The organism is Peptoniphilus phoceensis, assembly GCF_001517665.2.
GTDB lineage: Bacteria > Bacillota > Clostridia > Tissierellales > Peptoniphilaceae > Peptoniphilus_A > Peptoniphilus_A timonensis.
Map to the genome: position 1 here is coordinate 84,298 of NZ_LN999806.1, position 16,485 is coordinate 100,782.

Annotated in this window: 6 protein-coding genes; all 6 read right to left on the minus strand. The window is 31.6% G+C overall.

All coding sequences use genetic code 11. The features are described from left to right. Positions 1-485: 485 nt before the first annotated feature. From BN3657_RS00530 to BN3657_RS00555, 6 genes are read right to left on the minus strand one after another with little or no spacing between them, the layout of a single operon-like run. Positions 486-11,516, minus strand: a complete 11,031-nt coding sequence (locus BN3657_RS00530) for a prealbumin-like fold domain-containing protein (RefSeq protein WP_062551339.1) — start codon at positions 11,514-11,516, stop codon at positions 486-488. A 34-nt stretch (positions 11,517-11,550) separates the two neighbouring features. After that, the gene (locus tag BN3657_RS00535; RefSeq protein ID WP_062551340.1) at positions 11,551-12,516 is read right to left on the minus strand and encodes a peptidylprolyl isomerase; all 966 of its coding nucleotides are present in this window, start codon (positions 12,514-12,516) and stop codon (positions 11,551-11,553) included. 34 nt (positions 12,517-12,550) lie between these two features. Then, on the minus strand, positions 12,551-13,381 hold the full coding sequence (locus tag BN3657_RS00540) for a class C sortase (RefSeq protein ID WP_062551341.1): 831 nt from the start codon (positions 13,379-13,381) through the stop codon (positions 12,551-12,553). Further along, entirely contained in the window at positions 13,362-14,225 is an 864-nt protein-coding gene (locus BN3657_RS00545; RefSeq protein ID WP_062551342.1) for a class C sortase, read from the minus strand. Before BN3657_RS00545 ends, BN3657_RS00540 begins: the two co-directional genes overlap by 20 nt. Beyond that, positions 14,222-15,160, minus strand: coding sequence for a class C sortase (locus tag BN3657_RS00550; protein WP_062551343.1), 939 nt, complete (start codon positions 15,158-15,160; stop codon positions 14,222-14,224). Before BN3657_RS00550 ends, BN3657_RS00545 begins: the two co-directional genes overlap by 4 nt. 23 nt (positions 15,161-15,183) lie before the next feature. Then, positions 15,184-16,446 carry an MSCRAMM family protein gene (locus BN3657_RS00555; RefSeq protein WP_062551344.1) on the minus strand — a complete coding sequence of 421 codons (1,263 nt, stop codon included), beginning with the start codon at positions 16,444-16,446 and terminating at the stop codon, positions 15,184-15,186. Between the last annotated feature and the right edge of the window lie 39 nt (positions 16,447-16,485).

Sequence of the window (16,485 nt, forward strand, 5' to 3'; positions counted from 1 at the left end):
ATGTAATTCACTAGTAATATTATCTATATAATAATACAATAATCGTCAATTATCAATACTATTTACATAAAATATACTTTTTAAAAGGCTAATTGCAGACATCTTTTAGAAGTTTTAAATTCAATTTTTGATAAGGTCATAATTATGCCATAAAAAGAGAAGAATAGTTTTTAGAAAATGATAAAAATTTAAAAATATTCTTTTAAAAATCGTATTTTATTATTAGAATAATTTTTCATAAACGAAAATGTTTTATATTAGAAAAAATTTATAAATAAAATTTCTATATTTTTTTAAGCTTTACTCCCAAAAGAAAAAAATATAAAAAATCACTAATAATAAAATTGATGCAACTATAAATTTTTAAAAAACTAAAATTTTAACTTAATTATCTCAAATTATTAAATCCAAAACATAAAAAAAGAAACAAAAAAGCCTAGGAATTTATCCTAGACCTTTCTGTTTCTTTATTGACTTGTCGAAAATCAATCTTCAGCATATCTTCTCTTTCTTAGATATAAATATGCTCCAGCTGCCATTATCGCACTTCCACCAAGAGTGAAGATAATAGTTCCTGGTCCACCAGTCCATGGGAAGATAGATTTTTCATTTACAATATTGAAGTTAAATACTTCTGCATTTGTGCTTATATCAATGCCTCCTTCTGGAATTACTTTTCCGTCTTCCGTAATATTTTGTCCCTTGTCATTTTTCAAAGGATTTCCTTCAGCATCTAATACAGCGACAAGTGTAACAGTTTCTTTTTCAATATCCATGTGGATCTTATACTTGTTCTTTGTCTTTGTATAACCGATAGGTGCTTGGACTTCAGTCAAGATATAATCTCCAGTAATTGGATTTTCAAGTTGTAACTTCATTTGATCATAATCTTGTAACAAATTAAATTCTTTTTCAATAGTGTAATTTGCTTTAGTTTTATCCCAAGGAATATCAAGTGATTCGTCTGGCTCAAGTTTAACCTTAAGCTTACCACGCTTAATAGTTTCAAGACCATTTTCATCCTTATATACCTTTAAGAACTTAAATCCTATATCCTTAAAGTTTCTAATTCGGTAAACATATTCTTCATGATATTTTCCGCCACTAAATCCACTACCAATAGATTCTAAAACTAAGTTTATGAAGTCTGTGTTAGTATGTTCACCTTCACCTCTATCAACAATCTTAGGTGGATCGCTAGATAAATCTCTTTCATAAATATTGAATACTAAATATCCAGCAGGGTGACCTTCCTTATCACTTTCCCTAACTTGAACTACGAAATCTCTAATAGGTAGCTTGTAACCCTCTGGGGTTTTAGTTTCTTTAAGGATATAAATACCTTCATCTAAATCCTTAATTAAAACCTCAGCTATTGGACCAAAGTCACCTTCTTTTAATACAGATTCTCCAAATTTTGTTGAAAGAATCTTAGGGTCTTTTACCTTAGCCGCATCAAGATCCTTAGAATCATTGCTGATCTTATCAAGTCTAAAGGATGCTCCTACTAAAGGTTCATCTGAAGTATCTGTCTTTTTAAATCTAAGGTCAATTGTGTCACGACTGTTTACTATCCTTGCCTTAGATCCATTTGTTCCAAGGATTAAGTTAGGAATTCTATCATTATCAAGAACTATCTTTCCAGTCTTATCATATTTATCAATGTCACCATAGTAGCTTGATTCGAAGTCCTTATCGTAAACAACCTTAAGACCTTGAGTTTCATCGTCTTTTACAACTTTTATTATCCACTTTCTTTGATCCTTTGAGTTTTCGTATCCTTGTGGTGGTTTTAACTCTTCAAGTTCATAGATACCTTCACTCAAGCCTTCAAAGGTATGGGAAGTAAATCCAAGTAATGATTTTTCTTGGTAATATCCAAAACCTTTTTTGTTTGGATCTACAGTTTTTACATTACCATTATCATCTAATACAAATTTATCTCCATTCATTTCATATTCAATGAAGTATTTATCTTTTGTATCTTGATCTTTTAGTTCTTCAATTGTTAAATCCTTAGTGTAGATTTTCTTCAAAGAGAACTTAGCATTTTGTAGTCCTTTTATTTCTCCATCTGGCTTATCTTTTTCAGATATATCAATTTTTTGGAAGGCAAAGTTTATTCTTTCATAGTTAATAACCTTAACATCATAAGTTCCATCTTCAGCATTCAAAACATATTCAAAGGTCTTGTCATTTTGAAGTTCTGAGAAATCAAAACTTAAGCTACCAGTATTTTCATCTCTAACTACATTGAAATACCAATCGTGAGGTTTTTCATACTTAGTGTAGTTAGTTTCTGTAAGCTTGTATCTTCCTTCTTCAAGATTTTCAAATCTGTAATTCGGACCTGATGTTGTGTATTTTTCTGAGCGGTAATATCCAGGGTTTCCAGGTTCTATTACCTTATTGTCTTTGTCAACGCCTTGCAATAGGAATCTACTTACATTAACAGGATTTCCCTTTGAATCAACTTTCTTGAAATTGAAGTCAATTCTTGATAAGTTGTTCTTTATTCCAGCAACTTTTCCATCCCTAAATACTACAAGCGGATTGGATTCATCTAAATACTTGATTTCCCAGCTTCCCTTATCAGAAACAAATACCTGAAGTCCGAATTTTTCTTTAGAAACTTCATATCCAGCAGGAGCTTTAATTTCTTCAAGTATATACTTATCTCCATCTTCTGCTGAATTCTTTGTAAGTCCATCAAATTCTACAAAACCTGAGTTTGAATCACTTACACGAGTTTGTTCATAAACAGGAACTTCTTTTCCATCAACATTCTTAGTTAAAGGCTTTCCGTCCTTGTCAGTCTTTGTAAGCTTAAATTCAGCTCCACCTAAAATATTTCTTCCAGTTTCATCGAATTTTTGGAAACTAAATTTAGTTGTTGCATTGAAGTTTTTAACTCCAATTTCATCAATTGTTGGATATGGAGCGTCTGGTCTTGCCGGCTTACTTCTTCCGTCATCTTCGTCTCTAGGAACAATTGTAATATAGTCGTTATTTTCTAATACAGATGCACTTCCTATACCTTTAATTGTTCCAAGGGCAATTAAGTTTTGTTTTTCTTCTTCACTTATTCCCTTAGTGAATTTTGTACTTGCAGTTATATTTTCAGTGAAGTCAAAAGTAATAAACATACTGTTGGCATCAGATGCTTGTGCACCTTCTTTTTTCTCAACTTTAAAATACCACTTCTTGTCTTTTACATCTTCTCTAAATCCTGCAGGTACTTTTGTTTCTGTAAGTTCATATACACCAGGAGAAAGTTCTCTGAAGTAATTATCTCCAGATAATCCAGTAGCAGCAGATATTTGGTCATAAGCTTCATTGTAATAGAAAGCTCCTTCTTTACCATCAATAATCTTTCTTGCTCTGAAGTTAGCTCCATCTAGTGGATATCCATCTTCTGCAGTCTTTTTAATTCTTAGTGGAATTCTAAATCCAGTTTCGTCTTTGTTAAATACTTTAATAGTGTGACCTTGTTGAATTTCTATATCTGGCAATCTCTTTGTTTCTGGGTCGGCCTTGCTAAAGTCTATATCAAAATATTCTGGATTTGGAAGTCTTCCCCAGCTAGTTTCAGTTGATTCATACTTAACTCTATATTGTTTATTAGAATCAAGTTTATCATAAACTACTGGAAGTAATTCACTACCATTTGCAAATCCACCAGCATTTATTCTCATGTCGTCAAATGGACTTTCAACTTGTTTCCATTCTCCGTTTTCCATTACTTCAAAGCTTAATCTTCCAACAACTCCTCCAGGTTTAGTAGAAGGATCATCTGTGAAGACAAATTTTACAGTTTGACTGTAAGTATCTCCAACAGGTGGTGCAACTTTATTGTACTTAACTTGTGGTGTTGTAGTTATACTATCAACTTCAGCATTTGCATCAGGTTTTATTTGCCAAGATAAAATGTCTTGTGCCTGATTTGGAGTTAAACCACTTAAATCCAATGTCAATTGAACTCTTATGTTTTCTCCGTCTTTTAAACTTATATCTGATATCTTTAACAAGTTATCATTAATTTGTTTTCTGGAATATTGAGTACCAGTAAAGTTCGCTCCATTCTTATCTGAAGTTGAAAATCCAGCAATTTTTAGAGGAGCTTTAATACTTAATTCAATAGTTCCCTTGTTTATTGTTCCAATATTTGTTGCTGTATCCTTAGTTGGGAACTTATCTAGTACAAGATTTACAGTATCAGGATAGTCAATTCTAGTATCAGTTTGACCGTATTTATTTGTTTTATATCCTTGTTTAGCTCCTTCAGCTAATTTGTCATTCCAACTATTTCTATTTGAAAAGATAAAACTATGATCATAATCAATCAAATTATTATACTTCATGTATTCATATAATCTCATCGATCCCTTATTGGCCGTTGGAATACTACCCTCAACTCTTTGCTCTGGTAAACTTTTTGAGAAAAGGAATGAAAATACTTCTGCATAATCTCTTAATTGACTTAATCCATTAGCAAAATCCTTCTTATTAAAAGCATACTCAACTTTACCATCAATCATTCCATTGAAGCTATCTTGAAAATCAGATTCAAGGTGAGAGAAACTTACGAAGATCTTCTTGTCTGATTTGTTCCAAGTTTCATTAATCCAACTTTCTTCTTCGACATAATTTGTCAAGAAAGGAGAACCAATTTTTGTTTTTCCACTATCCATCAAATCTACTGTTTGATATTGTAGATTTATAGAACTTGATCTAGGAGAAACATACATATTTGCAAGGTAATCGCCATTTAATTTTACATTTCCGTCTTTGTCAACAAGTTCTGTTACAGGATATCTTCCCTTAACTCTTTCAGAGTAAGTCCCTATTTCTTGACCTGTATCAGGATGGGAAGTAGTCGGTGTACCATAGTCAGCTAATCCAACATTTAAAGTAATACCATCAGCCTTTGCTTTATCTACTAGACTCTGTATGAATTTATTTACAGTTTCATCCATAGAACCGTCTCTAGAATCATCTCTAGCCCTATCAACTAAAAGCATTACAGATAGACTCTTGTCTTGTTCCTCTGTTGTGCTCTTTCCAAAAATATTCATACCAACAGTCACCTGATTCTTGTCTGTTTCATAAAGCATTTGGTCATATTTAATTCTTAAATTGTCATCTTCATAGACATTTGCTTCTGGGCTTTGTCCAACTCTATTAACTCTTGGTGCTCTATTTACTGGCTTAGCTAATAGGTTATTAGAGTCTTCAAGATATTTATCAAGAACATCATAGTTACTTCCTGTGATAGCATTATTTAATTCTCTTGGAAGATTATTATCTTGATTTTCAATCCTATATTTTTCAATAGCATTATTATCTTCATTAGACTTATTTGCTAACATTGAATTGTTTTCAACAATATTAGTGTCAGTCTTATTTGCAGCTTCTTCTACAGAAGCAGCTTGAGAAGAATATACTTCAGGATTTATGTTGCTAAGTGTTTCAAAGTCTAACTTAGGTGCTCTTGCTGCATAGCTGCTAGTATTACTTGCATCATCGTCAACTTTTACATGTTCTTTTTTGACAGTTCCATCAGTTCCAACAGTTATCTTCCAATAGTCATGAGTTCTTTCATAACCAGCAGGTCCTCTGTATTCTTCAAGAATATATTTACCTGGTCTCAAGTTGTCAAATACTGCCATACCTTGATTTTCTGGAAGTGTGCTTGGATCTCTCCCTTCTCCAGTACTTGGATCTTGTTGAGTTAGACCTTCTGTTATCTTTTGGATGTATTCAATTCCAGTTTCAGGGTCTTTTCTCTTGTTGAAGTTTTCATCTGCATAATAAAGTCTAAAGTAAGCTCTTCTTAGTCCAATTTCTCCATCGTATGGTGGAAGTGCATTACCAGTCTTTTTAACTTTTAATTCTCCAAGTCTACCCTTTGTATTTACAACAAATTGTAATACATTGTGTTCATCAACTACTGCGTTGTTAGAAGGGTCTCTCAAAACAACTCTAAGATTTGGTCCACCATAACTTACTACGTGGATTAATAAACCATTTTGTAGCTTGTCATAACCTAGAGGTGGGTTTACTTCTTCAAGTTTATAATATTGACCAGTTGTCAAGTTAGTAAAGTTAAAATTACCATCCTTATCTGCCTTTACAGTTTGAATTGGTTCTGGAGTTTCATTTGGCTTTGGAATAGAACCATCCTTGTGCAACTTAGCTCCATAATAATCTGAATTATATAGGGCAAATTCTACTGGTTTTCCATTTGCTCCTCTTAAAAGATCATTTTGTGTCAATTCTTTTTCATTTTGAACTTTACCATCAACTATATCCCTAGTCATCTTCTTAAAGGACATGTCAGTTTGGAAAGGTTCATTGTAAATTCTATAAACACTGTCTTTTTTGTCGCCATTAACTATTTCAGTGGTTTCAATTTGATTTCCTAACTCACCGTCTTTGTATTCGTAAACTGTATATTTTAGCTTGTTTTTAGAATCAGGGTTTTGTTCTAACTCTTCCTTATTAAGTTCGACTTTTACAAGCCACTTCATTAGTTGTTCATTGCCCTCTTCGTCTGTGTACTTAACTTTGTCATATCCTTCTGGAGCAAGTCTTTCTTCAAGGATGTATTCCCCAATTGATAATTCATCAAAGATAAATCGTCCACCAGTGTATCCAGTAATATTTCCATCTTTATCTCTTATTACCTTAACTTCAGAAGCAGATGCCTCTTTGTAATATGAATAAGATGTACCTGATTTTTGGTAAAGGACGAACTTACCACCTTTTAGTGGTCTATTTTGATTATTACTGTATTTTTGGAATTCTATTCCAACTTTTTCTGGCTTATTTACAAGAGTTTTTGTTTGTTCTAAGTTTGCATCCACAAATTTTGCTACAACCTTTGTTTTTCCAGTTTGTGGATCAGTTACTTTTTCTGCAATGACTTTTATGTCTTCTAGTTTTTCAAAGCCTTCTGGAGTTTTTGTTTCTCTTAAAATATAGTTGCCAACTCCAATACCTTCGAATAGATATTTACCATTTACACCAGATGAAACTTTTTCAAATACAGGATTTCCATCTTCGCCTTTGATAACATTGCCTTGTTCATCAACTTTAATAAGTGTAAATTCTACGCCCTTTAATGGGTTAACTCCATCAGTCTTTGTGAATTCAAGTTTTCCTAAGTCATCAAGAACATTCTTAACTACAAAACCCATGTCCTTATTGTCTTGTGCCTTGTAAAGTAGTTTTGTTCCATCAGCAGACATTGGGACTTCTGTTCCTTGTCTTAATCTTGCAATGTTATGAACATAATCATTTACGTGTATATCTTTGTTAATTGTTGGGAAGAATAAATCACGAGGTTTTTCTTCTTTTTTAACAACTTCAAAGTCAATAGGCTTCATTGGTTCATAATCTTCAGGTGTCTTAGTTTCTTCTAATCTATATCTACCTGGTTTTAAATAAACTTCACTTTTTTCATTTTCATTTGATGTCCAAGTAAAAGTTTTACCACTTTCAAGATTTGTTATTTTAAATTCTACGCCAGCTAATGTTTTTTCTTCTCTATCTACTTTCTTAACTTCAACAGGTCTATTAACATAACCAGCAATTAATTGTTGGAATTCATTAGCCCTACCATGAGTATATAGAGTTAAGTCAACGGAATCTCTCTTGTTGTCATTCCAATCACTATTTTGTCCATAGGATGCGACTACTTTGGCATATAATTTTCTCGCAAGTGTTGCTTGTTTATTTCTAATATATTCACTTTTTGCAGACTCACCTTCACCAAATACTAATATATTAGGATCATTTGCAATGCCTTCTTCATCAGGAATGAATTGAGGCATTTCTTGAGTTTTATCAATATCCATTGCGCCTAGAAGAATTCGTCTTGAAATTAAATTATAGTAATCAGGTTCATAACCTTCTGTATAGTAGACATAATATAGTCCCTTAATATCTGTGATATAGTGAACCATTCTTTGAATCATTTGAGATTCTAGGACTCTATTTAATCTCTTTCCATTTTCTTTTTCATATTCAATTTTCATTTGATCAGCATAATAGAAAACTCTCTTAAATAGGTCTTCAACCTTTGTATTGTAATCTGCTATGTTAGGATTATAAAATTCTCCCTTTGGATTATTTAATAGATATTGAAGTCTTTCCTTTTGATCCCTATTGTTATTAATGTTATTTAAGATGTCTAAACCTGATGGGCCTTGTGTCCTTGCAAGGGCAGGGTCTCTTATAAACTCACCAGTATTAGGATTATAGGAAACACTTGGTTCTGGGATAGCTAAGTTTAGACAAAATGCCATTTCAAAAGTCTTGTTTATACGGAAAATATCATTACCGAAAGGTGTTTCATAATACATTCTATATTCAGAATCAAGTTCTGTTTGAGTCTTCATTACTACATAAGAAGTGTTAACTCCACCTTCTTTTGCAGCAGTCTTTTGTGCTTCTTCGCTTAGATAGTTGCTATTAGCATCTTTGAATTTTTCTTTGAAATTAATTTCAATTTCATCCCTCTTACCAAGGTCAATGTCTTGTCGACCTGTTCCGTAAGATAAAATTGTTCCTGGATAAATTTGTCCATTAGGAGCAGTCGCTTCCTCTATGCTATTAACTTGTCTATATCCACCATCTATTAATGGAATGAAAATCTTAGGATCTTGGACTTTCGCAGTTGCAGGATAAAATTTAGCATTCTTTATATTTTCATCAGGAGTTTCGCCAAGTCTTAGAAGGTCTGTGATATGCCATGATATACTTGAACCACTTTGGCTGGCAAACACATATCTTGAGCTGTCTGAATAAAATTCTTCAGCCTTTAATTCATTTTCTATTCCACCAGCTGTCAACCTTGCATCTAAAAGGTTAAATGGAATATTAGCATATTGTCTTGCTTCTTCTACACCTTGCATCCACTTAAATATAGTAGGAATACTTTCAAATTCTTTTATAAAGTTATCAACTATACTATTAATATAGTTTGAGTCTGGATTAATCCTAACTCCTAGTGAATATTTAGGATGATATTCTGTTACATCCGCCTTTACTCTTAGATAGATTTTATCTCCAGTGATTCGAGATTTTGGAATAGTCATGTATCCAACGTCAAGATCTCCACCAACTGTTTCACTTCTTGCGTAGTTGTATTCATTGTCTAAATTCTCTTTATTATTGCTAGCAGCAAATATAAATTTGTTAAGTCCTTGTCCTGTTGGTGCATGGAAAGCTAGGTTTAAACTATCATAATCTAAATCGCTGTTTTTATTAACTTCAGATACATCAACTTCAATATCCCACCAAACTTGTAGTTTTTTAGTTTTGTCAATTTGTCCAAAGGCATCAATTTCTGAACCATCTTCATATCTAAGACTAGTTTTATCTGTGTAAGCTAGTTGATATGGATAAGTAGTTCCACTAGTAGAAGGTGTGCCTTCTTGCCAGTTGATGTCATTTAAATCAACATTAGGAAATTCTTGTTGGAACTCGCCCTTAACTTGTCCAATAGTTTGGTCATTAAGCTTTCCTTCATTTTTTAATGCTGTTAATCTTTCAGTAACCCAAGCTTGTGCATCTTCTAGGTTAATTTGTTTTATAAGTTTGTCGAAGTTTTCTTCTGTTGCAGTAAGATTTGCCACAAAAGTTGGTTCTTGTAAGAATTTTTGCTTTAATGTGTCAAGTTGTCCTTGTGTCAACTTTCTTACTGGTTGGCCAAGAGCCTTAATTTCATTTTCAAGCCAAACTTGTTCTGGTGATTTATTTGCTCTTGCAGGAGCCTTCATAACCTTATTAATCATATCAAGAATTTCGTCTTGTGATTCGCTTGATTTGTTAGAAATTAAGCTAACTTCTTTGTCTAGTGTAACGTCATCCTTAATAGGAGTATTTTCTGTGAAGTAATCGCTATTGTAATTAGCTTTGTCATTTTCAACTTCTCTTTTATCATCAATTTTAGAACTGATAATTTCTGTCTTAAAGTTGTTTATAGCTGTGTCTTCTGTATAAAGTTTGTCAGCTAAAATTACTTCAGTTTTAGATTCTTCTTCGATATTGTCTATTTGAGATTTGTAAGTAATTGAAATCTTAGGGTAAACTCCATTTTCTGCTGGAATATTTATTTCAAATCCATCCCTAGTTTCTTTTACAAAGTCAGTCCATTCGCCTGGATATAAAATTTCTCCAGCTTCATTTTTTATTACAATATCATCTGATTTCTTAACATCATTAGAAGACTTGATCTTTATTGTTGAGCTATCTTTTCCTTCAGTTTTTAAAAGATTAAATCTGTTGATTTCAAAAGATTGTTCCTTGTAATAATCATCAAAATCTTTTATGAAATTTGTTTCGTAATTGTAAATATATTTTGTCTTGTTGTTAAAGTTTTCGCTTTCATAAGCTTTTACAGAGTCTTTTATAAGTGTTTCTTTTTCTCCAAAAGTAGAAGTATAAGTTAATTCAACTTCTCTTTTGTCAAGTGGAGAATCATTTTCTTCTACTAGTGAATTATTATCTTCAGGTAAAAGATTTTTTAGTCTGTCAAGACCACTTTTGTTAATTGAAACTCCTTTATAAAGTTCCGCTCCGCCATTATAATTGTAATCATCTACAAGTGCTACATTGGCATCATCTTCTTTAATACCAATTGTGAAGTTACCAGAAATACCAAATGGTGTTTGAGAAATAACTTCAGCACCATAATTTGTAACCTTATAAACTAATCTACCATTTTGTAGATATACGTTAATTAAGCTATCAAATTGGTTTTTTATTGTACCAAGTGTTACATCAGAATTCTTTATTCCCCCAATATTAATTTCTTCTGGAAGATCTAATGCAAATTCAAATCCACTTGTCACATCTTTTGGAACTGTAAAGTATGTAACAAGTCCTGTTTCATAAGTCCAGTTTCCATCTTTGTCTTCTACGTAATGGATGTCTTTTAAATCAAGATCATAAACTCCCATTTCAGTAGAAACAGCTTCTTTATTTTCTTCAAAATTTTCTGATTCAATAAATTCGTCTAAAACATTTTCTTCTTCAGAAATAATTTTGTTGTTTTCTTCTTTAATATTCTTTTCTGTAGATTCTTGAATTTCCTTTTCTTCTTGGTCTAATGTGTTTTCGGTATTATCTTGTCCTTGTTCATCTATAATTGCATTATCTATAATTTCGTCTTTAGGATTTTCTAAATCTACATTATTATTTTCATTATTTTCTGGAGCAACTTTTTCTCCTTCAATAACGATTTCATTATTTTCATGAGAATCTTGTTTTTCAAACAAGGATTCTGTTTTGTTATCTTTCTTTAATTCCTCTTCTTGCGAATTGCTTTTAGGGGCTTCTTCGTATCCGTTGTCTTCTAAAATGCTTGATGCTTTATTTGTTGTCTTAACCTCTGAACCCGCTTCGGAACTAAATATACTATTCTCTCCTGCTGCATAAACTATGCCTTCTGTAAAAATCTGACAGATCATTGTTACAGCAAGTAAAAAAGACATTATTCTTTTTTTCATAGTCCATCCTCCTTTTATCTTTCAAAATCTAAGTTCATTTTTTAGCATCATTTAGTTTAATTTCAACTTCTGCTTTCTCTTTCAATTTTTTCAAATAATCTTGATATTTCTTATTCAAAATTTCATTTCTAATAGAATCCTTGACATCACTAAAGGGTTGAATCTTTTTTTCATCAACTCTAATAATGTGATAGCCTAACTTAGATTTTACGGGTTTAGATATTTGACCTGCATTAAGATTTTTAATTACTTCATCAACACTTTCTTCAAATATGCCCGACTTAAATTCTCCTAAAAAACCATTGGATTCTTTACTGTTTTGGTCTTTAGAATATTTTTTTGCAAGTTCACCAAAATTGTTTTCCGAAAGCTCACCATAAACTTGATTAGCTTCCTTTTCTGTTTTTAGCAAAATATGTGAAACTTTTGCCAAATAGTATTCATTTTTGTGTTCTTCATAGTATTTTTTCAGTTCTTCATCTTTAACTTCAAAAGTACTTTTAACTTTTTTTTCGTGAGCTTTTAAATATTCTTGCTCCACGATTTTATCTTTATAGTAGGAATCTTTTATTCCTAATTTCTTTTGATCTTCTTTATATTTTTCGCCTAAATCTTTTTTAAGTTCAGCTAATTTCTTGTCAACAAGTTTGCTGTCAACTTCTATTCCCATCTTTTTGGCATCTTCTTCTATGATTTTATAATCCACCATTTCATCTAAAACCGTCTTTTTGATGTATTCGTCAATAGTGAGATTATCTTTGCCAGAAGGCTTATCCAAAAAGCTTTCATCTCCAGCCTTGTCTATATAATAGTTTTTCCTTGCTTCATATATCTTTGTAAATTCAGAACTTTTAATTTCCTCTCCATTTACAAGAGCTACAGTTTTTCCACTACTGGATTTAAAAATATTAGTTTTAAAAACATTACTCATTATCAGCAAAAGGATGGAAAGAATAATTATTGGAAAAACTATCAAAATATATTTAATTTTCTTTTTCAAAATCCCTCTCCTTTCTGAATAAAATAAGTAGACTTTAAAATGCTAAAAATTTTATAAAACTAACTATTACAATAAGTTCAAGTAAGATTCCAACAATTGATACTATATAGACCAATAATTTTCTATTGCTTGCACTTTTCTTTGGTTCTACATTTTTAACTGTACTTTCTTTCTTTTCCTCATAAACCCTTTCGGCATTGACTAATAGTCTTTGTCTTCTTGGCGGTTTAAGTGGATGACAAGTTAAAAGTGTTATCATTTCTTTGCCTTGAACTGGTTCAAGTTTTTCCCACTCATTAGGATTTACAACTTCAAAACCAACCACTCTATACTTTAGAGTTTTTCCGGCTCTGTCAATTAAAATTTCGTCATTCTCTTTTAACTCTTCAACATTTAAAAACATAAGATCTCTATAATAACCTCTGTGTCCAGCTATTACAGCTCTTGTATTTTTCTCCCCAATTGGAAGTGCAGTGCCTTCTATTGTAGCTACTCCCTTTGCCATGTTGGCATCAGTCGCCCCAATATAAATAGGTTTTTTAATATCAAGTGCAGGTATGCTTATATATGCAAAAACCTCGTCGCTATTTTTTTGTATATCATTACTTGTTTTATAATCTCTTGCTTCAAAAGGATCAATTGCATTAACTTCTCCCTTTATGCTTTTGTTATAATCTATTGCTTTTTTATTTTCTTCTTCCTTAGTACTTTCTTCTTTGTTTTTTTGAAGTTCAATAAATTTATTATAGTTTGCATCCTTGCTTAACTCATTAAAACTAATTTGCAAAAAGCCAGAAAGAGGAAGTGCTATACCAACAATTACAAGCAAATAACCAATTTTTCTCTTAATTGTCTTTCTTTTCAAAGAAGTTTACCTCTCTTTTTAAATTCTTTTCCTTGAGTCTTAATTTTACATAAATAAAAATTAAAATTAATAAAATAATAATAGAAATAATTAGAAGTTTTAAATAATTGTTTAACTTGAGTCTCCCAGTGAATTCTCCTTCATCAACTGGACCAGTATAAGGAACTCTGTGTCCTCTTACTATTAGTCTGTGAGAATTAATCATGTATGGTGTACAAGTTAGCAAAGTAACATAATCCTTTCCTTCTTCTACAAGCACATCATCAAAATTTGAAGGTTCAATAACCTTAATTTGGTCGACTTCATAAGCTAAAGTGGTTTCAATATTGTGAATAAAAAAAGTATCGCCCTTTTCTAATCTGTCAAGGTGCCTAAAAAGAGTTGCCTTTGGAAGACCTCTGTGTGCCGTTATAACAGCATGAGTATTTTTTCCACCAACTGGAAGAGATGTTCCTTCCAAGTGTCCTGCGCCCTTATCCAAAACCTGCATTGACGTCCCAGCATATATTGGCAAATCTTCACCAATCTTTGGAATCTCAACGTGACCTATCATTTCAGCTACCTCTAGCATTCTTGCATATTCTGCAACCCCTTCTTTTTCCTTTTCAGTATAAGGGTCAGATAGCTTTAAAGGATCTAGAGTTCTGTTATAAGCGTGGGCAAGATCAATTCTTCTCTTTACTTCTTCGTCACTTAAAGAATTTACTCCCTTTGTAAAATTTTCAACTTCTTCACCTGCTTCAATCCTATAATACCATTGGCTCACTAAAGGATAAGCAGCAATTAAAAATCCAATAAGGAAAAGAATGATGAAAGAAACATTTTTTTTATTTAATCTTTTCATTCATCTTTCCTTTCTGAATTATTTATTATTTTATTATTGGACTCATTAGAAATGCTCTTAGAATTATAATTTAATTCTCTAAGCTCTCTTTCAACTTTCTTCTTTCTTTTTCTAAGTTTTAAAATTAAGATTAACATGATAAAAATTAAGACTAGTGAAGCATAGAACAAATTCTTATAGATATAATTTTTCTTATTTTCCATAATAGTTTTTTCTTCTACTTCTTTAACATAGTCAACTCTATGTCCCCTTACCAATAACCTATGTGTGTTAATCATAATAGGTGTGCAAGTAAGAAGTGTAGCATAATCATGTCCTTCTACTATTAATAAATCATCTATAACATCAGGTGTCACTACCTTGATTTGATCAACTTGGTAGCAAAGTGTAGTTTGAATATTGTGAATGTAAAATTTATCCCCAATTTCAAGTTTAGAAAGATCTGTAAAAAGTCTCGCTTCAGGAAGCCCTGAATGAGCAGTTAAAACTGTATGGGTACTGTTCCCTCCTATAGGAAGAGAAGTTCCCTCCAAGTGACCAACACCTTTTTGCAAAACATCTTCTGACGTTCCTGCATAAATTGGAAGGTCTTCATTGATTTTAGGAATCTCAACGTGTCCTATTCTCTCATGGATTTCAAGCATTCTAGCATATTCAGCTCGACCTCTGTCGAGTCTATTTTTTGCATAAGGATCTTCAGAAACAACATTGTTTAAAGATTCATTATATGCCAAAGCAAGTTCCATTCTTTTCAAAATTTCTTCTTCAGATAAGTTTTTCTTACCATCTTCGAAATCTGAGACTTGCTCATTTGCTTCAATCCTATAATAAAATCTACTTACCAAAGGATATAGCATGATTAAAAAACCTAAAAGAAATATAAATTTAAGTATCCATGTCTTTAATTTGTTGTTTTTTCTTTTACCTTTTGTCATAATACTCCTTGGTCAAAATAGAATTAATCTTCTTCTTTAGATAGGATCATCTTAGAACCCATAGCAATTAAAATAATACCTGCAATAGAAGAAATAATAAGAGTTATATCACCAGTTTTTGGCATATCTTTCCTTCCCTTAAAAGGTGGCTTATTGCCAACATTATCATTTGGTACTGATGGTTTTTCTTCCTTTTTATTTTCAATTTTAAGAGTGCCTTTGTCATAAGACTCTTCATTTATTTCAAAAGGAAATTTTTTGTTACTTTTAATATATCCTTCAGGAGCTTCTGTTTCCCAAAGAACATAACTTCCCTTATCAAGATCAGTGATGACAAATCTGCCATCTGCGCCAGATTTTACTATATAAAACTTTCCATTTTTAAGTACAGGTTTTTCTTGGTTTCCTATTCTTTCATAAACCTTAAATTCTGCACCTTCAAGAGAAATTCCATTCTCATCAGTTTTTATAAATTTGACGCCATATTTTGGCTTTTCTTCTTTTACATTTACTACTTTTATTCTTTTTCCTTCTTTTGAATAAATTTCAAAAGAATTATCTTTCTCTACAATCTTATATCCGTCAAGAGCTTCAACTTCTCTAAAAACATATTTTCCCTTTGGAAGATTTTTTACAACAATCTTACCATTGGAATCAGTATAAAGAATGTTTTTGCTTCCCTTAGGGTCATAAACATTACCCCTTAAAGGAACTTCTTCATAAGACCTATCAAAAACTCTATATAGTCTAAATCCAACACCATTTAGTCTATCTCCCTTATCAGAAACCTTTAAAAGTTCTACAGTTTCTGGTGGAGTTGGCGGGTTGTCAGGAGTCTCATATTCATACTTAGGTAAAACAACAAAATCTTTCTTTTCTGATAAATTCATAAGAATTAAAAAAGATTCAACTTTAGGAGATTTCCCCTTGTCAACTTCTTTAACAAGATAAGTGCCGTTATTTAGTGTGATATTGACAATGCCTGCATCCTTTTCCTTATCATAAACAGTAGGATTTGTTACTATATAAGAATATGCCTTTTTGAGTTCAGAATCTGATCTATTATTTAATTCAGATAAAAGTTTTTGCTCATCATTAGGATAAGAATTACTTATTTTATATACTTCAAAAACTCTTCCACTAACATCTTGCATATTATTAGATACGGGAACCTTAATAGTTACAGTTCCCGTATCATTGTTTGCAAATACATTAGATAAAAAAAGTACTTGGAGGAATATAAACGCAAATAGCGCAATAGATATTTGTTTAGTTTTATTTTTCATAATTCCTCCTTATATTAATTTACCAATTTCTTTACCTTA